Origin of the sequence: Corynebacterium occultum, assembly GCF_009734425.1 — a bacterium.
GTDB lineage: Bacteria > Actinomycetota > Actinomycetes > Mycobacteriales > Mycobacteriaceae > Corynebacterium > Corynebacterium occultum.
On record NZ_CP046455.1, the window covers coordinates 230,519 to 250,966 of the forward strand.

At 62.9% G+C, this 20,448-nt stretch carries 12 protein-coding genes; 8 read left to right on the forward strand and 4 right to left on the reverse strand.

Going from position 1 to position 20,448, the window contains the following annotated elements:
• The first annotated feature begins 7 nt into the window (after positions 1–7).
• The 8 genes from COCCU_RS01070 to COCCU_RS01105 all read left to right on the forward strand — a co-directional run bounded on the left by COCCU_RS01070 (position 8) and on the right by COCCU_RS01105 (position 11,414).
• A complete protein-coding gene (locus COCCU_RS01070; protein WP_156229776.1) occupies positions 8–640 on the forward strand; it encodes a hypothetical protein in 633 nt (210 codons plus the stop codon).
• The gene (locus tag COCCU_RS01075) at positions 637–1,578 is read left to right on the forward strand and encodes a PrsW family intramembrane metalloprotease (protein WP_156229777.1); all 942 of its coding nucleotides are present in this window, start codon (positions 637–639) and stop codon (positions 1,576–1,578) included. Before COCCU_RS01070 ends, COCCU_RS01075 begins: the two co-directional genes overlap by 4 nt.
• A 529-nt stretch (positions 1,579–2,107) precedes the next feature.
• On the forward strand, positions 2,108–2,473 hold the full coding sequence (locus tag COCCU_RS01080) for a hypothetical protein (RefSeq protein ID WP_156229778.1): 366 nt from the start codon (positions 2,108–2,110) through the stop codon (positions 2,471–2,473).
• A 34-nt stretch (positions 2,474–2,507) separates the two neighbouring features.
• Positions 2,508–2,831 (forward strand): hypothetical protein, encoded by a 324-nt coding sequence (locus COCCU_RS01085; protein ID WP_156229779.1) that lies wholly within the window; start codon positions 2,508–2,510, stop codon positions 2,829–2,831.
• A gap of 118 nt (positions 2,832–2,949) precedes the next feature.
• Complete coding sequence (locus COCCU_RS01090; RefSeq protein ID WP_156229780.1) at positions 2,950–3,519, forward strand: YdcF family protein; 570 nt, start codon at positions 2,950–2,952, stop codon at positions 3,517–3,519.
• 288 nt (positions 3,520–3,807) lie between these two features.
• Positions 3,808–8,358, forward strand: coding sequence for a glutamate synthase large subunit (gene gltB, locus COCCU_RS01095; RefSeq protein WP_156229781.1), 4,551 nt, complete (start codon positions 3,808–3,810; stop codon positions 8,356–8,358).
• Positions 8,358–9,899 (forward strand): glutamate synthase subunit beta, encoded by a 1,542-nt coding sequence (locus COCCU_RS01100; protein WP_156229782.1) that lies wholly within the window; start codon positions 8,358–8,360, stop codon positions 9,897–9,899. The genes gltB and COCCU_RS01100 overlap by 1 nt, the downstream gene beginning before the upstream one ends.
• A gap of 249 nt (positions 9,900–10,148) precedes the next feature.
• Complete coding sequence (locus COCCU_RS01105) at positions 10,149–11,414, forward strand: HNH endonuclease signature motif containing protein (protein ID WP_156229783.1); 1,266 nt, start codon at positions 10,149–10,151, stop codon at positions 11,412–11,414.
• On the opposite strand, the gene COCCU_RS01110 is transcribed toward COCCU_RS01105, so the two are convergent.
• The 4 genes from COCCU_RS01110 to COCCU_RS01125 form a co-directional block, all read right to left on the reverse strand.
• On the reverse strand, positions 11,411–13,702 hold the full coding sequence (locus tag COCCU_RS01110) for a heavy metal translocating P-type ATPase (protein WP_156229784.1): 2,292 nt from the start codon (positions 13,700–13,702) through the stop codon (positions 11,411–11,413). The two genes, COCCU_RS01105 and COCCU_RS01110, sit on opposite strands and share 4 nt — an antisense overlap.
• Before the next feature lie 175 nt (positions 13,703–13,877).
• A complete protein-coding gene (locus tag COCCU_RS01115) occupies positions 13,878–14,471 on the reverse strand; it encodes a fasciclin domain-containing protein (protein WP_156229785.1) in 594 nt (197 codons plus the stop codon).
• 406 nt (positions 14,472–14,877) lie between these two features.
• The gene (locus COCCU_RS01120; RefSeq protein WP_156229786.1) at positions 14,878–18,282 is read right to left on the reverse strand and encodes an arabinosyltransferase domain-containing protein; all 3,405 of its coding nucleotides are present in this window, start codon (positions 18,280–18,282) and stop codon (positions 14,878–14,880) included.
• Positions 18,272–20,374 (reverse strand): galactan 5-O-arabinofuranosyltransferase, encoded by a 2,103-nt coding sequence (locus tag COCCU_RS01125; RefSeq protein ID WP_231598819.1) that lies wholly within the window; start codon positions 20,372–20,374, stop codon positions 18,272–18,274. The genes COCCU_RS01120 and COCCU_RS01125 overlap by 11 nt, the downstream gene beginning before the upstream one ends.
• Positions 20,375–20,448 lie beyond the last annotated feature (74 nt).

Genomic DNA, 20,448 nt, shown 5'->3' on the forward strand with positions numbered 1-20,448 from the left:
GGCACCCATGCCGCAGTACCGTTTCAGCCCGACCCGCGCCGGAAAGCTCTGGTGCGCCATCTTCGCTGTGGCCGCACTTCTCTTCGCTCTGCCCGGTATCCTCAACCTCCTCACCCCGGAACGGGAAGCCGGCACGGATGAGATCCGGCTCGGCTCCCTCGGCTATGACTGGGAGATGCTGTTGCATGATGAACAAGGCGAGGTCATCTCCTGTTCCAAGTCCAGCAATGTCATCCTCGGTTACCTCTGGGACTGCGATGGCACCCTGATCCAGTCGCTCCTGGTGGAAGGCGTGGAAGATGAGGAGGTGACGCTGCGGCGGATGATGCGCGCCAACCTGGCAGAATTCCCGCCCGAGGATGCCCCGGTATTCCGCGAAGGGGATGCCCGCATGGTCATCGACCCCCGCTACGGCGCAGTCGGCATGTCCCTGGCCGGCAGCGATGAGCGCGAAGGACAGTCCATGATTGTGCTGGTCCACGGCGGCCCTGAGGTGCCCGAACTGGCGGACGCGGTCTGGTTCCAATTCAGCCGACAGCCACTACCCACGCCGGTGCTGCTGCTACTCGATGACATCACCCCGAGTGTCCCCGAAAACGATTTCGGCTTCCTCGAGGAACTGCAGATGGAGAATGTATGAGTCGGCTATTCCAGCTCACCCTGATCGTCCTGGTCCTCCTCAGCCTGCCACTGCTGATGGTCGATCTCTTCAGCAGCGTGATCCTCTCCCCGGTGGGCGGTGGACTCGGCATCATCCTCGGACTGGTGTACGCCTTGCTGTGGATTTTCATCCTGCGGGTTTCCGCGGCCTGGCCCCGCGCCGGGTGGTGGTGGCTGGTATCTAGCCTGCTCTGGGGTGGGGGAGTGTCCTTCCTGGTGGTGTTGCTCAGTGGGTTGCCGATCCTGGAGCTGGCGGAGAAGTTCAACTTGACCTTCACCCTGGCTTCCTGGGGTGGGGCTTATCCGGAGGAGCTGGGGAAGGCGCTGGGGGTGGCCGTCATCCTGTTCAGTTTCCATCGTCTGACCCGGCCCTGGCACGGTTTCATCACCGGTGCCCTGGTCGGTCTTGGTTTTGAGGTGATGGAGAATATTCCCTATGGCGCATATGGGGCGCTCCTGAACCCGAACTCGGATCTTGATGGTGCTCTGATCACCTGGTTGTCCCGGGTGGTGTTGGGGCCGGGGCTGCATGTGGCCTTCACCGCCCTTGCCGGTTGGGGTGTGGGGCTGGCGATTTTCACGGCGCAGCGCTCCACACTGTGGCGTTGGTCGGTCGCCCTGTTCTGGGTGCTCATCGCCTTTGCCCTCCATTTCGCCTGGAATCTGATGTGGGAGGACCCCCGCTTCCAGTTGGTGACCATGGCGGTGGTGGCGGTGCTGCTGTACCCGTTGTTCATCTGGCTCTACCGGCGTTGTCACCGCCTGGCGAAGCAGGATGCCACCCAGGTGGAACTGCCGGTGATGATCACCAGCCTGGTCGGCCTGGAGGCTTATCGACGATCCCTTAATTCCCACCTGGTGGAAAGAAGTGGGACTGATTTCCCACATATAGCTACACCGAATCACGGGATTGATTAAGGTTTATTAAAGAAAATGTCAATGCAAAATATTGTGAATATCGAAGTTATAGTCGGGGAAATGTGAAGCGACCTTAATTGCTTTTCCATGGCAAATGAATATCTCAATATGCTGGGTTCGTATTGCCCATGAGTTTCCGCGGGAAGGGAAACGAGGGTGGGGGTGTGGATGCCCCCGCTGAGCTGCAGTAATCACCCTTTTGTGGCTCATGAATTTAAGTTTATCAAATTGTTATAAACCTATTTTCCATCCCCACCGCCCCCTGTTTCGGGGGCGGGTAAATGGGGGTTGAGCTGCTCCTTTAGGGCCTCCCACGTGGCCCTGATTTAAGTTCTGCCTGTACTTGGAATAAGGGTCTATTCGGTTCCGCACATTCTTATTCCGATGAAAATTCAGGGTGTGGGCGTTATCGTTAACCTTGACATCGGCCTCCCCTGGTGGGGGTCCGTCGAAAAACTTAAGCGTCCATCGTCAACAAGCGATTCAGGCGTCATGTGATCCGACAATCCACGATAGCTAAGGAATGCCAATGCGTAAGCTCCGTAATGCGGCCATCGCCGCCGCAGCCGCCACCGCCCTGACCCTGGGCGCCACCTCCGTCGCCACCGCCGAGACCTATGTCCCGCCGCGCGAGGGCGATATCGTCGTCACGGAGGGCTCCTCCATTCCGGTCGGTAGCTCCGAGGGGCTCGGCGATAACCTGAACGGCCAGAACGAGGCTGACGGTCGTGCCCTCTTCGGCTCCTCCAAGGTCAACCCGGAGACCGGCGCCACCTTCGACGGACAGCCGGCCTGGGCCAAGCTGCTCTACGGTCTGACCGTGACCGGTGCCATCGGCTCCGTCATCGGCCTGATCGTTGGCCCGCTGTACAACTTCATTGTCCACGGCCAGTAATTAAGACCCGACCGTTTTCAAGAAAGGCAATCACATGAAGATCCGTAACGCAGCCGTTGCAGCCGCCGCCGCCCTGGCCCTGACCTTCTCCGGCACTGCAGTCGCAGGCGCTGAGGAAGCTCAGCCCGCCCCCGCCGCTGGTTCCTCCATCGCGGGTTCCTCCGACCTTTTTGACTCTGTCGACGCAGATGACCGCGTCACCGGCGGTGACCTGCTGGGCGAGAGCCGTTCCGATGAAACCAACCCGGAGTGGGCCATGATCTGGCGCGACGCTACTGAGATAATCGGTATCACCGCCGTTGTGGGTGGCATGATCGCTTTCGCCAACTACCTGCAGTTCCTCGCCGCTAACCGCTGATCTGGCGCTGAATAAGGGCCCGGCGCTCCTCTCTGGAATTGAGAGGAGCCCCGGGCTTTTTCTCATGTCCGGGCCTAGGATGAGGCCTTGTCATCGGAATCGGGGAGAGGTGTGTGGGATGAAACGCGCTAGAGCAGGGGGACGTCACCTCAATCGGTTGTCCTGGTTGGTCGGACTACTTGCCCTGTTGCTGGTCGCCTTTCTCTCCACCACCGCCTGGTTTCTCTATCCGCCGCGTGATGTCCCGCCGCGTTCTGATGTGGTGCTGGTGCTGGCTGGTGCCAGTGACGGCCGCCATGAATACGGCGCCCGCCTGGTGGATGAGGGGGTGGCGGGCATCCTGGTGATCTCCAATTGGAAGGGCGTTGAAGATGAGGTGGGCTGGGAGCATTGCCGCGGTTCGGCACGTCCCGCCGATGCAGACTCGCTGTGCATGAAACCTTCCCCGGTGACCACGGTGGGTGAGGCGCAGACCTTTGCGCAACTGGCGCAGGAGCAGGGTTGGGAAAGTGTGGTCGTGGTGACCAACCGTCCTCATACCCGCCGCGTCCGGAGTGTCTTCGAGCAGTGCTCGGAGGTGCCCGCCACCGTGGTCTTCCATGGCTGGGTGGATAAGCTCCGTATTCCTTATCATGTGGCCCGGGAGTTGGGCGGATATTTGAAATTCTGGATCACCGACCCCTGCTGATCTTTGTGGGTTGACCTTCTGCGCCCTGTGGGGGTGTGAATATCTATCACTTAGTAGTAGTCCCAGCTAGCAGGGGTAATTTAGGGTGTTCTGGGGGTGGTCGCCGGTCGATTGACAGGTATATTATTGTGGTATGAGTCACATTCCTTGGCGTGAGCTGCAGGTTTTCCCGCACGGGGGGTTGCGCGGTCTTTTCAGACGGTGTTTTCTGGGCTCTAGTGAAATCTATAGATCAATAGATAGGTTTTGCTGAGGTGTATGTCCGGTGAAGCCCCAAAGGGAGGCGCAATGAATAAACAGGGACTCTATGATCCGAGCCATGAGAAGGACGCCTGTGGTGTGGCCTTCCTGGCGGATCTGCACGGTCGCCCCAGCCGCACACTGGTCGAGCAGGCCATCCAGGCATTGTGCAACCTTGAACACCGCGGTGCCGCCGGGGCTGAGCCCACCACCGGTGATGGCGCCGGCATCCTGATGCAGCTGCCCCATGGGTTCTACCGGGAAATCCTCGCCGAGCAGCGCATCGAACTACCGGAACCCGGCCACTATGCCACCGGCATCGTCTTCCTGCCCCGAACCCGCATGGCCCGGATGGATGCCCAGCGAGAGATCGAAGGCATCATCATTCAGGAAGGTGCACAGGTTCTGGCCTGGCGTGATGTCCCCTTCAACGCGGCAGAGCTGGGTTCCATGGCCCGGGAGGCCATGCCGGGGCTGGCCCAGATCTTCCTCACTGCGGAGGGGAAATCCAGCCTTGACCTGGACCGCCTGATGTTCTTCATCCGCAACCGCTGCTCCCGTGAGCTGGGCCAGTCCAATGATGAGCCCACCGTCTATTTCCCCTCATTGTCCTCCCGGACCATCGTCTACAAGGGCATGTTCACCACCTCCCAGCTCGCCGGTTTCTACACCGACCTGCAGGATCCCCGCATGGCTAGCGCCATCTGCCTGGTGCACTCCCGTTTCTCCACCAATACCTTCCCCAGCTGGCCACTGGCGCACCCCTATCGGCTGGTGGCCCACAACGGTGAGATCAACACCGTCCGCGGCAATGAGAACTGGATGCGGGCCCGGGAATCCCTGATCAACTCGGAAAGCCTGGGACCCCTGGGCAGGGCACTGCCGGTGTGCACTCCGGGAGGTTCGGACACCGCCCGTTTCGATGAGGTCCTGGAGCTGCTCTACCTGGGTGGACGCAGCCTGCCCCATGCGGTGGCGATGATGGTGCCCCAGGCCTGGGAGAATGACAAGACACTGGACCTTGAGCTGCGGGACTTCTATGAGTACCACTCCTGCCTGATGGAACCCTGGGATGGTCCAGCCGCTCTCGCCTTCACCGATGGCCGCTATGTTGGCGCGGTGCTGGACCGCAATGGTCTACGCCCCGGGAGGATCTGGGTCAGCGATGAAGGCCTGGTGGTCATGGCCTCAGAGGTCGGGGTGCTGGACATCGACCCTGATCGCATTGTGCAGCGCACCAGGGTGCAGCCCGGCCGGATGTTCCTCATCGACACCGAACAGGGGCGCATCATCCCCGATGCGGAGATCAAGCATGAGCTGGCCACCGCCCAACCCTATGGGCAGTGGATCCGGGAGAACTTCGTCCACCTGGATGGTCTGCCCCAGACCCGCTACGACTACATGCCCCATGATCGGGTGGTGCTGCGGCAACGGGTCTTCGGCATCACCGAGGAGGATGTGGATCTGCTGATCCAGCCGATGGCACTGAAGGGTTCCGAGGCCATCGGGTCCATGGGTTCGGATACCCCGATCGCTGCCATCTCCCAGCGCCCCAGGATGCTCTTCGACTTCTTTTCCCAGCGTTTCGCCCAGGTCACCAACCCACCCCTGGACTCCATCCGGGAGAAGCCGGTGACCTCCATGTACACCCTGCTGGGTGCGGAGGCGGACCTGCTCAACCCCGGTGCGGAGAGCGCCCGCCGGATCCGCCTGGACCGCCCCATCATCGACAATGATGAGCTGGCCACCCTCATCCACGCTAATGACCACGGAGAATGGGGCCGTTTCGACTCTGTGGTGGTGTCCGGGCTCTACCCGGTGGCGCACCGCGGTGCCGGGCTGCGAGATGCCATCCGCCGCGTGCGTCGAGAGGTCTCGGCGGCGGTGGCTGAGGGCACAACCCTGATCGTGCTCTCCGATCGAGAATCCGATGAGCGACTGGCCCCCATCCCCTCCCTCCTGCTGGTCTCTGCCGTCCACCAGCAGCTGGTCACCGAGAAAGTACGGACCCGCTGCTCCCTGATCATCGAGTGTGGTGATGCCCGTGAGGTGCATCATCTGGCCATGTTGATCAGCTTCGGGGCAGATGCCATCAACCCCTACATGGCCTTCGAGACCATCGATGAGCTGCGTATCAAGGGTCAGCTGGCGGGTCTGGACCTGGCTGCGGCCGGCGCCAACTATCTAAAGGCCGCCACCAATGGGGTACTCAAGATCATGTCCAAGATGGGCATCGCCGCCGTGGCCTCCTACCGGGGTGCTCAGCTCGCCGATGTCATCGGTCTTTCCCAGGAACTGCTGGACAGTTATTTCGGCGGCATCGCCGCACCCATCGGCGGAATCGGGCTGGCGGAGGTGGCCGCGGACGTCGCCAAGCGGCACCGCAGCGCTTTCCTGCCCCGCCCGGAGGAGCAGGCGCACCGCGAGCTGGACCTGGGTGGGGAGTACCGCTGGCGCCGGGAGGGCGAATTCCACCTCTTCAACCCGGAAACCATCTTCAAGCTGCAGCACGCCACCCGCAGCGGCCGGGAGGACATCTTCCGGGAGTACACCGCAGCCATTGATTCCCAGTCCGAGCGACTGGGCACCCTGCGCGGACTCTTCGAGTTCGCCCCGGAGCTCCCACCCGTGCCGATCGAGGAGGTCGAGGAGGTCGCGGACATCGTCAAGCGCTTCTCGACGGGCGCGATGAGCTACGGATCCATCTCCGCCGAGGCCCACGAGGTCCTGGCGATCGCCATGAACCACCTGGGTGGGATGTCCAACTCCGGCGAGGGCGGGGAGGATACCGCACGCTTCGAACCCGAAGCGAACGGGGATTGGAAACGCTCCGCCATCAAACAGGTCGCCTCAGGAAGATTCGGCGTGACCAGCCATTACCTCAATAACTGCACCGACATTCAGATCAAGATGGCCCAGGGTGCCAAGCCCGGTGAGGGAGGTCAGCTGCCGCCGGACAAGGTCTACCCGTGGATCGCCAAGGTGCGGATCACCACCCCGGGCGTGGGCCTGATCTCCCCGCCGCCGCACCACGACATCTACTCCATCGAGGACCTCGCCCAGCTGATCCACGACCTCAAGTGCGCGAACCCCGATGCCAGGATTCACGTGAAACTTGTCGCCGAACAGGGCGTGGGCACGGTCGCCGCAGGTGTGGCCAAGGCCCATGCGGATGTCATCCTCATCTCCGGGCATGATGGCGGCACCGGTGCCTCCCCGTTGACCTCGCTGAAGCACGCCGGTGGCCCCTGGGAACTCGGGCTGGCCGAAACTCAGCAGACCTTGCTGCTCAACGGATTGCGGGACCGCGTCCGCCTTCAGACTGACGGCCAGCTCAAGACCGGCCGGGACGTCATCATCGCCGCCCTGCTAGGTGCCGAGGAATTCGGTTTCGCCACCGCACCCCTGGTGGTGGAAGGTTGCGTCATGATGCGGGTCTGCCACCTGGACACCTGCCCTGTGGGCATCGCCACCCAGAACCCCAAGCTGCGGGAAAGATTCACCGGAAAAGCTGAGCACGTGATCAACTTCTTCACCTTCCTCGCCCAGGAAGTCCGTGAATACCTCGCCCAGCTGGGTTTCCGCACTTTGGATGAGGCCATCGGGCAGGCCCAGGTGTTGCGACAGTGCAGGGATCTGGACGTCGGCCGGGCAGCCAAGCTCAACCTCAGCCCCATCTTCCACCGGCCCAACAGCAACTTCCCCGGGCAGCAGATCCGGCATGCGATCCCTCAGGACCACAGTCTGGACAAGTCCCTGGACAATAAACTGATCGCGGACACCAGGGAAATCATCACCGCTGCAGCCACCTGGGCCTCTGGGAATGCGCATACCCCCGGTGTCCCGGGTGGGTCGGGCCCCCGGCTCTCCTTGAACTACCCGCTGAGCAATATCAACCGGTCCGTGGGCACCATGCTCGGCTCCCGCATCACCCGCGCCACAGGTGCCCAGGGACTGCCCGAGGGCACCATCACCCTCAACTTTCGGGGTGCCGCCGGCAACTCCTTCGGGGCCTTCATCCCCGCCGGACTCACCCTCAACCTCCACGGTGATGCCAATGACTACGTGGGCAAGGGGCTCTCCGGCGGGCGGATCACCATCCGCCCCGACGGAAAGGAAGCTGAGCGGCAGGGTAGCCAGCCGCAGATCATCGCCGGCAATGTCATCGCCTATGGTGCCACCTCCGGTGAACTCTTCATCCGGGGTGAGGTGGGGGAGCGCTTCTGCGTGCGAAACTCCGGTGCCACCGCCGTGGTGGAGGGCATCGGCAACCACGGTTGTGAATACATGACCGGCGGCAGAGTAGTGGTGCTCGGTGAGGTGGGCACGAACTTCGGTGCCGGCATGTCCGGCGGCATCGCCTACCTTCCCCGTTCCGCTGACCTGCCGGGAAGGGTCAACCCCGAGCTGGTCGACATTGAGGAGCTCAACCCTGCCGATGTGGAATGGGTCGAAGAGACCATCGCCCGCCACATCCGCCTGACCGGCTCCCGGACTCCCTTCCGTGCCGCCGACCTGCTCAAAATCATGCCGCGGGACTACCGCCGCGTGACACTCGAATTCAACACCAGCCCCGCAATCAGAGAGGCAGTGAACTGATGGCCGACCCACATGGATTCCTCACCTACCCCCGACGCGAACCCACCCACAAGCCGGTCCCGCTGCGTCTGTTGAGCTTCGGCGAAGTCTATGAAAATTTCGGTGAAGACCAGCTCAAGCAGCAGGCCGCGCGCTGCATGGACTGCGGTGTGCCCTTCTGTCACCAGGGCTGCCCGCTCGGCAATATCATCCCCGAATGGAATGATCTGGTGCGGCAGAACCGCTGGCAGGAAGCCCTGGAAAGACTCCACGCCACCAATAACTTCCCCGAATTCACCGGCCGACTCTGCCCCGCCCCCTGCGAAGGTGCCTGCGTACTCGCCATCAATGATGATGCGGTGAGCATCAAGAACATCGAGCTGGAGATCATCGAACACGGCTTTCAGGAAGGCTGGATCACCCCGATCCGACCCAGCATGGACACCGGACAGAGCGTCGCCGTCATCGGCTCCGGCGCCGCGGGTCTGGCTGCCGCTCAACAGCTGACCCGCGCCGGTCACCGCGTCACCGTCTTCGAACGTGATGACCGCCTCGGTGGGCTGATGCGTTATGGCGTGCCGGAGTACAAGATGGAGAACCGCTGGATTGACCGCCGTCTGGAACAGATGCGTGCCGAGGGCACGAACTTCCGCACCTCCTTCGCTCCCACCCTGGCTGACCTGGCCGGATTCTCCGCAGTGGTGCTGGCCACCGGCACCCCGGTACCGCGCCCCCTGGATGTACCGGGCCGCGAACTCGCTGGCATCTACCCGGCCATGGAATACCTCACCGCCCAGAACAAATCCAACGAGGGTGACAGTCCCCGCTCGCTTATCGACGCCCGCGGCAAGAAGGTCATCATCATCGGTGGCGGTGACACCGGCACGGACTGCTTCGGCACTGCGCTGCGCCAGGGCGCAGCCTCAGTCACCCAGGTGGACATCCGTCCTGAGGCTCCGGCAACCCGCTCCCCGAAAACCCCCTGGCCGATGTTCCCCCTGATCAAGCGGGTGGCCACCGCTCATGAGGAAGGGGAGTACCGCATCAGCGGTGATGAATCTGCCGCCGAGATCGAGGCTCTGGGGCTGGCCACCCGCATGCCCGGTGAACCCCTCGGCCAGCGACTCTTCAACGCTGGCTCAATGGCCTTTAACGGGGTGGATGGACAGGTGAGTTCCCTGCAGTGCGTGGATATCGAGGTCATTGAGGGAAAGCGTGTGCCGGTACCGGGAACTGATTTCCACCTCGAAGCAGATCTGGTGTTTATCGCTCTGGGGTTTAGTGGTGCGGAAAGAAGTGGGCTCTTCAGTGAACTGGGTCTGCAGGCGGATTCCCGTGGTCGGATCAGCCGGGGCAGCGAATACCGGGCCCAGGCTTCACCCCGCTTCCCGGGTTTCGAGGCCCCCATCTACATCGCCGGGGACAATGGTCGTGGTCAGTCCCTCATCGTCTGGGCCATTGCAGAGGGCCGTGCTGCTGCGGCGGCTGTGGACCGCGATCTGATGGGGGAGAGTGCCTTGCCGGTCGCGGTGCGCCCTGAAGATAAGCCCCTGGCGGTTTAACACGGGCGTATTAGAAGGCATTTCGATAGGTCAGGGAGCTGAGGTGGTTCAGGCTTCCTGATCTTTACTGCGGAGTCTTGATTCGAATGTGTATGTGCGTGAGTCCTGCCGAACGGGTGCCCCTTCAGATCAGCGCCGCACATGGTCTTATGTAGTTGAACCACCCCCAGGGTGGTGGGCATGCCCTGCCCGTGTCCCAGCTTCGATATCGAACACGCATTCCATGCACGAGCCTGCCCAGGAACACCTATGCACACCACCCCACACCCCTACTACCGCCACACCGACCCCGCCGCCTGTTGGACCACCCACCGCAACCGCCAGGACCTCACCTTCTGGACAAGTGTCACCCCAGACGACGACGCCGATATCGACACCACCACCTCCCACCTCGCCGCCCGCACCTCCTTGAGCACAACCACCACACTGACCTGGCTGTCGATCGTCCAACTCCTGCGCCACTACCCGGTGCTGGCTGCCCACAACCACGACCTCGGCCTGCTCGACCACCCCAGGCTGCGCGCCATCGAACACGCCCTGATCGCCGTGGACGACCCCGACATCATCACCGAGGTCGATAAGCACCTCACCACCTTCCTCACCCCCACCAAAGCCGCGGAAGCCCTCCCGGGGCCGACAACCATCCGCCGGTTCCTTACGCCTCCTCCTCATAGAACACGACACCCGGCCGCCGAACACGACACCCACCCAAGAGCCCTGGGCATCCACTTCCGCACCACCGGCACCGGACACACCCAGATCCAGGCGGTGCTCGCCGCCGATGACGCCCTGGACATCCACACCATCCTGCGGGCCACCGCCACCGCCGAAGACACCACCCTGCATGACGCCCTGCTGGGGCTGCTCCGCGGGACGATGCACAACCCGAAGGTGGTGTACAACCTCTACGGACCAGACGGTGACACCCCGACCTATCTGGCAGGAGCCGGCTACCTCGATGACCGCCAGGCCCGACGCTGGGCCGAACGGATCACCCACACCCGCACCATGGACCCCCCCGCCCACACCACCACCCTGACCTACCGACCCACCGAGGAAATCATCCGGGCCGTGAAAGGCAGGGACGGGACCTGTCGGGGGCCGGAGGACTGCGGGATCGATGCCGAGGCCTGCGATGTTGATCATGTGCTCAACCACACCGACGGGGGTCCCACCACCCCTAGTAACCTGCAGTGTCTGTGTCGCAGGCATCACCTGAGGAAAACCCGTGGGGACCTGAACCTGGTGATGGATGCGCAGGGGGTGTGGAGCTGGACCTATCCGGATGGTGATGTGGTGGTCACCCACCCGCGGGGGCCTTTGTCTCGGCCGGGCACACTGTTTGCGCAGTCGTTTATGCAGCGTCGTGCCCAACGGGTCAACAAACGCCGTACCCGCCCCGACCCCGGAGGAGACAACCCGGGAGGAGGAACCACCCTTCTAAACAATCCCCACAACGGCCAAAGCCCACCACGGGCCGTGGTGGGCAGGGGGGCGTCGATAAGCAGGGTTTAGGCGGCGGCCCCATGTGAGGAACGGAAGCCACGTAAACGCAGGGAGTTGAGGACCACGAACACACTGGAAAAAGCCATCGCGACCCCGGCGAGCATCGGGTTGAGCAGGCCGAGCGCAGCTACCGGGATCAGGGCGACGTTATAGGCGAAGGCCCAGAAGAGGTTGCCCCGGATGATGCCTAGGGTGCGGCGGGAAAGACGGATCGCATCCACCGTGGAGCGGAGGTCATTGTTCATCAGGGTGATGTCGGAGGCTTCGATGGCGACGTCGGTGCCGGCACCCATCGCCAGGCCCAGGTCTGCTTGGGCAAGTGCTGCGGCATCATTGACGCCATCGCCGACCATGGCGACATTCTTGCCCTGGGCCTGCAGCTTTTCGATCTGGGCGACCTTCTCCTCCGGCATGACCTCGGCGATCACATGCTCCGGGTCGATGCCGACTTCAGCCGCAACCGCTCGGGCGGCACCGGCATTATCACCGGTCAGCAGCATCGGGGTCAGCCCCAGTTCCTTCAATCCTGCGACGGCTTCGGCGGAGGTTTTCTTGACGGTGTCACGAATGGTTATCACTCCGGCATTTTTGTCCTCGATCTGGATGACCACCGGGGTGCCGCCCTGTTCCTGAGCCGCATCGAAGGCGTGCTGCAGGGTGGGTTCCAGGGATCCCGCAGGGCGGCCGATGGTCACAGTCTGGCCCTCGACGGTGCCGCTGACACCCTGGCCGGCGGTGTTGTTGAAGGCGCTGACCTCAGGTACGGGGACGGAGCGTTCCGCCTCCCGGACGATGGCCTGGGCGATGGGGTGCTCGGAGGCGGACTCAACTGCGGCAGCCTTGGCCAGCACCTCTTCCTCCTCGAAACCGGGTGCTGCGGTGATCTCACTGACGGACATGGCGCCGGAGGTGACGGTACCGGTCTTGTCCATGACGATGGTGTCCACCTTCTTGGTGGATTCCAGGATCTCCGGGCCTTTGATCAGCAGACCCATCTGCGCACCCCTGCCAGTTCCGACCAGCAGTGCGGTGGGGGTGGCCAGGCCCAGGGCGCAGGGGCAGGCGATGATCAGCACGGCGACCGCAGCGGTGAAGGCAGGTGCCAGGCCAGCATCGGTGAAGAAGATATGTGCCAGCAGGGTCAGGATGGAGATACCGATGACGGTGGGCACAAAAATCTGGGAGATCTGGTCCACCAGGCGCTGTACCGGGGCCTTCTTGGACTGGGCATCAGTGACCAGGCGTGCCATCTGGGACAGCGTGGTGTCTGCGCCGACACGGGTGACTTCGACCAGTAGGCGGCCGGAGGTGTTCAGGGTGGCGCCGGTGACCTTGGAACCCTTGCTCACCTCAACGGGAACGGATTCACCGGTGAGCATGGATTCATCCACGGCGGAGGACCCTTCGGTGACTGTGCCGTCGGTGGCGATCTTCTCTCCGGGGCGGGTGATGAAGATATCACCCACCTTGAGTCGACTGACCGGGACATGGACCTCGGCACCATCCCGGAGGACTGCGGCGTCCTTGGCTCCCATATCCAGCAGTGTGCGCAGCGCCTCTGAGGACTGCCCCTTGGCCCGGGTTTCGAACCAGCGGCCCAGCAGCAGGAAAGCGATGACCACGGCGACGGTTTCGAGGTAGATCTCATCCATCGTCGAGGCGGAGGGCAACAGATGCATCTCCATCTTCATGCCCGGCATGCCGGCATTGCCGATGAACAACGCCCAGAGTGACCAGAGGTAGGCGGCGGTGGTTCCCAGAGATACCAGGGTGTCCATGGTGAAGGAACCGTGGCGCAGATTGACCAGGGTGGCCCGGTGGAAGGGGGCGCCACCCCAGAAGTAGACCGGGGTGGTCATGGTCAGCACGGCCCACTGCCAATTGTTGAACTGCAGGGCTGGAACCATGCTGAGCAACATGATCGGGACGGCCAGCAGGGCGGAGACGATCAGGCGGTGCTTCAGATCGGCGGCTTCGGCTTCGCGGGCGGCATCGATCTGACTCTGGCCACCGGCCATCAGGTTCTCTCCGGGGCCCGGGGATTCTTCGGTGGTGTCGGTCTTCATTGCGAAGGCGTCATAACCGGTGTTCCGGATGGTTTCGATGAGCTGCCCAGTGTCGACCTTGGTGGGGTCATATTTCACTGACGCGGACTCTGTGGCGAAGTTGACGCTGGCCTCGACTCCCTCGACCTTGTTGAGCTTTCTTTCGACGCGGGAGGAGCAGGAGGTGCAGGTCATGCCGGTGACACCAAGATCAACCTGGAGCAACTCAAGTGGTGCCTGAGTCTGGGGCATGGGTTATCAGTCCTCTTTATTGAGCATATGGGGGGTGTGGGCCCTTCGAGTTTGGCGCACCATCAGCCTCAACTTTATACCCCATGGGGGTATCTGGCAAGGGTGGGAAAACGGAACCCCGGCCCGATCCCCATTGCGGGGGTCGGGCCGGGGCGGTGTGGGTGCCAGGTAGTGCTTAGGCGTTCGGCATCAGCACGCCGTCCAGGACGTGGATGACGCCATTGGAGGCGGCAATATCGGTGTCCACGACATTGACGCGGTTGCCGGCGGCGTCGATCAGGGCGACGTTCTCACCCTCGACCTCGACGGTCAGATCGGAGCCCTGGATGGTTTCGACGGTCTGGCCGTCCAGCTCCAGAACGTCTGCGGCCATCACCTCGCCGGAGACGACGTGGTACTGCAGGATCTGGGAGAGGTCCCCGGTGGGATCTGCCAGCAGCTCGTCCAGTGTGCCTTCCGGCAGTGCATCAAAGGCCTCGTCGGTCGGGGCGAAGACAGTGAACGGCCCCGGGCCCTTGAGGGTCTCGACCAGGTCCGCAGCCTCGAGAGCGGTGGCCAGGGTGGTGAAGCTGCCAGCGGCGACGGCCGTGTCGACGATGTCGGTGCTCGCCTCGGGAGCTTCGGTGGTGGCCTCCTCGGTCGCCGTCTCTTCGGTGGTGGTCTCTTCCATAGTTGCCGTGGTGGTGGTGCCGGCGTCCTCGTCGGTGGCGCAGGCGCCGAGAGCGAGGGCGAGGCTGACGGCTCCGGAGAGGGCAATGATGCGCTTCATGGAAAACCTTTCGTAGGGGTGTACTGCTTTTGAATCTGTCACATTTTTCACTTCAGAACTAGTTAGATTTTCTAAAAGTATCCGAATAGTTACAAGTTCCCAGGCAAAAAATTTGCCTCCCAGTGGCCTTTGGGATCGGCCTGGGGGCTGAAAAACCAGCTCAGGGGCCCGTGGCGACATGATTTTGGATCGGCACATCACCCCCGAAAAGGGCTGTCGCAATAGATTTATTGAATATATTTTTCATAAATAAATAGTGTTCCCTCTTGTTTTCGAGGTTTTTTCTCTGCCTGATCCCGCCTGATAATGCCGGAACAGGTTGCCAGGCTGGAAGAACAAAAAGGGAGGCGGACCCCACAGCGGGGTCCGCCTCCCTCGGGCCACCGGGGGCCGTCGATAAGCGAAGCTAGTCGATCATCATCTCGCCCGGGTCCCAGAACCCGGAGCGGTTGATCTCCTCATAGTCGATCTGGGCATCAGCCGGGACCTCACCCTGGGAGTTCTGTCGGCGCTCGTAGATCTCGATGGATCCCCAGTCGCGGTGCCAGTCATTGCGGGTGTAGCTGGGCAGCTCATAGGAGGAGTTCACGGCCTCCGAGGTGCCCATCACACCACCACCGGCGTAGTCCTGGAAGGGGGTCAGCGTGACCTTACCGGCATGATCCGGGGAGATCCGGTACTCCGGGATCTCGGCCACACCGGCGAAGTGGTCGAAGGTGCGCTGGCAGGGGAACTGCAGGGCGACGGACCAGTCCAGCAGACCCGGCTTCTCGGAACCGACGACCTCATTGAGAGAAGCTAGTTCCGGCACGCGCGGCGGGGTGAAGGCCAGCCACTGATCCGGGTCCAGGCTCGGGTCGGCGGCGACGATCCGCACCACATTCGCCTCCTCCGGCAGGTTTTCCAGAGGCAGACGCAGGTTGCGCCAGGAGGGGGTTGGGCCGATGTCAAGCATCTCCATCTCACCTTGGTTGCTGACCTGTCCATTGGTGCCCATGGTGCCGTACTCCAGGAGCAGCTCCTGGCCGTCCTGCTTCACACCATTGATGTCATGGTGCTCAATACGGCCGGCGGCGGACACCACGATCAGGGGTGCATTCTCGGAAGCGGCGGGCAGCTCATACCAGGTACTGCTCAGTTCGGCGGGCTGCTGCGCACCCTGGCGCCAGGAACCCATGACCGGGACCTCGGCAGGATCCAGGGCGAAGGGCAGGCGGGCAGTGGAACCATTGACACCCTCGGTGGCGCGGACACCACCGGTGGTGCCGGTCTCCTGTCCGGTGGCCTCCTCACTGCCGCCATCGGAATCCACCGAGTCGGAGATCGCACTGGTCGAGGAGACGGACACCCCTTCAGCATTGATGGTCGGCGGGATACCATTCGGATCGAAACCGCGGTGATCCTCACTTTCCAGGGATTCTCCGAAGTCAGAACCATCGGCCACCCGGAGGAAAGAATCATTGGTGTTGGTTTCCATCATGGCATCGGAGGCCAGGCTGCACCGGTCTCCGGCCAGGGAGCGGAAGTTACCCAGGCCCACGGAGTAGGCCGGGTACTGGTCCACAAAACCCTTGGTCAGGGAGACCAGGGAGAAGATGGTGATCAATGCGGTGGACACCGCCACGGGGGCGGCAGCCACTCCGACCCAACGCTTGCGCTTGGCCTGTTCCTCAGCAGCCAAGGCCGCGGATTCACCCCGGGCCTCGGCTCGGTCGGCCCGGACATCAGAGACGAAGGACTGGATCACGCCGACCAGCAGCACCAGCAGGGCGAGGAACAGCACTACGGTGGAGGACTCGATGCCCTTGAGCTGGACGGTCTTGTCCCACCAGGGGACATTGAAACTGGAGATGTACCACCAGCCGTTGATACCGGCCAGGGAGATCGCCATGACGAAGAGCACCGCGCCGATCAGCAGGGTGCGGGCCCGACTGGAACGCAGCGCGATATAGCTCAGCGCCACCGCGCCCAGGGCGGCGAGGGCACCGGCGATACCGGCGTACACACCGAAGTGGTGGGTCCACTTCGTCGGGGTGAACATCATGAAGAACATGGCACCGAAGATGATCAGGACCAACCGCAGGGCGGGGCCCTTCGCGGAGCCAGGCACGCGGCCCTTACGCAGCATGGTCGCCAACACCACGATCAGGGTGAAGAACATGATCAGCATGGCGAAACGACGGGTCAGGGAGCCATCCACCGTGGGCTGCATGAGGGTCTCATAACGGACCCATTCCTCATACCAGTTGAGGGCGGGGCCCTTGGCGGAACGAACCCGGATGGACTCCATGACGGTGGCCCAGGTCTGGTCGCCGAAGACGGCGATGAGGATGCCGGTGCCGGCCGCCAGGAAGGGGGCGATCTGGGCGAAGACGGCGGTGAATACCGTGCCCCGGGAGGAACCCTGAGGGGCACCCATCTGTGGCAGTCGACGGTTGACGATCCGGATCAGGTGGGACAGGGAGGCCAGCAGGGCAGCCACCGCCATCAATCCGGTCGGGCCGGCACCCAGGGAAAGGGTGGCGATGATGGTGCCCACCGCCGCGGGGAAGAGCCTGCCGGTGGCGATCGAACGCTCGAAGGAGGCCCAGGTCAGTAGCGCACCCATCGCGATGATCGGTTCCGGGCGGGTGCCGTTGTTATAGGGCAGCCAGAACGCCAGGAACATGAAGGCGGCGGACCAGTAGGCCACCTTCCGGCCACTGATACCGGCACCCAGTCGGGGGATGATCTCCCGGGAGAGCACCAGCCAGATGACCAGACCCGAGATCAGTGCGGGCAGTCTCATCCACGCCGAGGCGGTGGACACCTGGGTGAGCAGGGCCAGCATGTCGTAGAAGGGGGAGCCGAAGGGTGACTCCGGCACTCCGAACCAGCGGTAGTAGTTGGCCATGTAGCCAGCGTTCTCGGAGACCCGGGCCATGGTGAGGATGAAGCCGTCATCGGAGGTGTTGGCACCGATCATGTGCCAGTAGACCAGGATGGCTCCGACCAGGCCGTCCAGGACCTTCGGCTTCCACCACTTCTCGGGGAGGAAGCGACGACTGCTGCGGCCATCCAGCTTGTCCATGCGGTGCAGACACCAGAGGGAGACCAGCAGCAGGATCAGGCCGGCGTACATCGCGATGTACTTGATCACCGAGGGAGTGGAGGTGAAGCGGGAGTTGATCTCGAGGTCAACGTTCAGGCCGGCTTCGCTCAGTGCGGTGAAGTTCTCCGCACTGTCCTCGATCTCGGTGTAGATGCCGGTGACCTGGGGGCGGACATCCTCATCGACGACCCCGCGGAGCGGATCACCGTCCTCATCCCGGGCACCCGGGATCTCGGCGGTGGTTTCGGTGCCGGTGGAGGAGACCTCCAGGACCGCCTCCTCCGGCAGATCGTTGAGTTCTTCTTCGGTGACCTCGAGAACCACGCGGTCACGCACGGTGACCACCATGCTGTCCTCATAACCGCGGACGAAAAGTCCCCGGCTGGTGGCGTCAGTACTGTCCTGGGGCAGGGTGCCCAGGATCATGCTCTGACCCTCGTTCAGCGCCTCGGCGGCCGCGATCGGGACGCTGGCGCTGAACTCCTCTGGCGCATAGGACACCAGGGGGGCGTTCACGCTGCCCAGGTTGTCATTCTGCGGCCAGTTCAATGAGGACTGGGTTTGGTTCACCGGCAAGAAGGGGAGCGCGACAAAGGAGAGGAACCCGAGCACACCGGTGAGGATGGCGAGAACCTTCAGCCACTGCGGCGCCACGTTGAGCTTCGTTTTGGCGGTTTCAGACACAATGGGAGAGTGTACGTCAGATTTTTCAGCCTTCATTGGTCACCACCACGAAGGGGCCGATCTGAGTTAAATCCCACACTGAATCGGGGCCGGTAAAAGGCTCCAGGCTGAAGTTCAGGCGCTGATAACGGACATTGGGATTATTGGGGTAGATGTCCTCGGCGATGTGGTAGTTCAGCCCCTTCTCCGGTTCCTCGAGGGAACCCCGGAGGATGAAAACATCTGGGATTTCCCAGGGGGAGGACTCCATTGCCTGGAGGAAGTCCGTGGGGTCGGAAAGACGGTCCCAGGAATCCTCGGCCCAGTTTTCCAGGGCGGCGTTACGGCGGTCGAACTCACCCAGCGGGTTGGCGTAGTGGCTGGTGAAGGCCTGGAAGCCGTGATAGGGGTTATATGCCAGGAAGTTGATTTCATCGGTGAGCACCACGGTCTGGTTCGGCTGGTAGCCAAAGGACGTGATGTGCTGGTTGATCTCGGCGTAGTAGCTGCCGGCATCCGGGGTGCGACGGTCACCGCGTTCCCCGTTGCCGTCGGTGTCGGTGTAGGCCTGGTCGATTTCGTCCTGGTTCTTGTAGGGGATGTCCTGGGCGTACTTCAGGCCGCTGAAGATCAGCAGGATGACCATCACCAGGGTGATGTAGCGGGAGACCTGGGGGGTGATGCGATCCGGATAGAGACGCTCCACCCCGACCAGCCGGATATCTGCCAGGGCGAGTACACCGGCGGTGCCCAGCTGCAGTGCGATGATGGTGTCCAGGCGGAAACCGAGCAGGGTGGAACCGGCCAGGGTAGCCACCATGGAGGCCATCGCCCACACGTAGAAGATGACCAGACCGACCCCCATGGCCCTCAGATCAGGGTCTACGGCGCGGATGATCAGGAAGATCAGGCCGAGGAGACAGAGCACCCCGATGGCTGAGGGCGACAGGAAGGGGACCGGTATTTCGGTGCCCTCCTGCGGCAGGAAGTGGGTGGCACTTCCCCCGGAGAGTTCCGCGCCGCTGAGTACCTCCAGGAGGAAGGGGCCCCAGAAGATCAGGGCTAGGAGGACTGAGGCGATGCCGATCCCGGCCATCCGCAGCAGCGGCAGCCAGGAACGCTCACTGGTGGCGGCGAAGACTGCCGCGATGGCTACCACCGACAGGGCGATGACACCGGTGAAAAGGGTGTAGGTCGAAGCTGAGATGGCGAGGTAGATGACCATGCCGACAGCGGCGAAGAGATCTCCCAGCACGGCGCGGCGTGCCAGCACGGTGGCAACCGGTACACCCAGGGCGATGATCGCGGCATAGGGCTCATCGGCGGTCATGGTCAGCACAAGGCAGGTGCTGAAGAGGGCGATGGCGGTGGCCACCACCAGGGAACCACTGATGCGCTGCCATACCGGCACCAGCACACAGGCGGCAGCGGCCATGGAGACCAGTGCCCAGGGCTGGTAGACCTCCCAGCCTTCCAGGCCGAGCAGGTTCGCCATGCGGCCCCCGAACCAGAACCACGCCCCCGGGTAGAAGGTGGGAATGTCCATGTAGTTCATGTCCGCCAGTGCCCAGGTGTCTGTCATCCGGGTGAGGAACTGGGTGCGGAAACCCTGATCCACCTGGATGCCGTCCAGGTAGAGCTTGGTGGAGGCCAGGGGGATCGCCGTGGTGGTGACCACCAGCCCCGCAGGGGAGAGATAACAGACCAGGTAGGTCAGGATCACCCGCCAGCGTGGCCGGGTGAGGCCCACCGGCTTATCGACGCCCCCCTCATCCGGCGCATCTTTCCCCTTCGGCCGCACCACGGCGCGCAACTTCCCCAGGGCACTGTCATAGCGCTGGTTGGCGGAATGTTCATCGAAGAGCCAGAAGATGACCACCAGGGCGACGGCCACCAGCACCACCAGGGTGCCGGCGGTGGCGAGCCCCTTGGTGACCATGGAGGTGGAGAAAGCCGGTAGTGAGGTCAGGTTGAGGGTGAACCAGGCCACCAGGGTCAGCACCCCGCCGCCCAGGGCTGCCGCCACCATCGCCAGAACCGTCTGCTTCCGGTTCGGCTGATCGATGTAGTACCCCTCTGTCTGTTCCGGTTCCGGGACATCCAGCGGGTGTGGCTCCGGCATTCCGGTTGTGCTGGTGGTGGTCGTCATGTCTGGCATTCTCCCATAACCTCCGTTCCGATCCCCAGGTACGGGCCGGAATCACAGAAACCGCCACCGGGACT

What these genes read in the sequence shown, in the direction of transcription:
- COCCU_RS01070 (WP_156229776.1), top strand. Translation starts at nt 8, where the DNA reads ATGCCGCAGTACCGTTTCAGCCCGACCCGCGCCGGAAAGCTCTGGTGC.
- COCCU_RS01075 (WP_156229777.1), top strand. Translation starts at nt 637, where the DNA reads ATGAGTCGGCTATTCCAGCTCACCCTGATCGTCCTGGTCCTCCTCAGC.
- COCCU_RS01080 (WP_156229778.1), top strand. Translation starts at nt 2,108, where the DNA reads ATGCGTAAGCTCCGTAATGCGGCCATCGCCGCCGCAGCCGCCACCGCC.
- COCCU_RS01085 (WP_156229779.1), top strand. Translation starts at nt 2,508, where the DNA reads ATGAAGATCCGTAACGCAGCCGTTGCAGCCGCCGCCGCCCTGGCCCTG.
- COCCU_RS01090 (WP_156229780.1), top strand. Translation starts at nt 2,950, where the DNA reads ATGAAACGCGCTAGAGCAGGGGGACGTCACCTCAATCGGTTGTCCTGG.
- gltB (WP_156229781.1), top strand. Translation starts at nt 3,808, where the DNA reads ATGAATAAACAGGGACTCTATGATCCGAGCCATGAGAAGGACGCCTGT.
- COCCU_RS01100 (WP_156229782.1), top strand. Translation starts at nt 8,358, where the DNA reads ATGGCCGACCCACATGGATTCCTCACCTACCCCCGACGCGAACCCACC.
- COCCU_RS01105 (WP_156229783.1), top strand. Translation starts at nt 10,149, where the DNA reads ATGCACACCACCCCACACCCCTACTACCGCCACACCGACCCCGCCGCC.
- COCCU_RS01110 (WP_156229784.1), bottom strand. Translation starts at nt 13,702, where the DNA reads ATGCCCCAGACTCAGGCACCACTTGAGTTGCTCCAGGTTGATCTTGGT.
- COCCU_RS01115 (WP_156229785.1), bottom strand. Translation starts at nt 14,471, where the DNA reads ATGAAGCGCATCATTGCCCTCTCCGGAGCCGTCAGCCTCGCCCTCGCT.
- COCCU_RS01120 (WP_156229786.1), bottom strand. Translation starts at nt 18,282, where the DNA reads ATGAAGGCTGAAAAATCTGACGTACACTCTCCCATTGTGTCTGAAACC.
- COCCU_RS01125 (WP_231598819.1), bottom strand. Translation starts at nt 20,374, where the DNA reads ATGACGACCACCACCAGCACAACCGGAATGCCGGAGCCACACCCGCTG.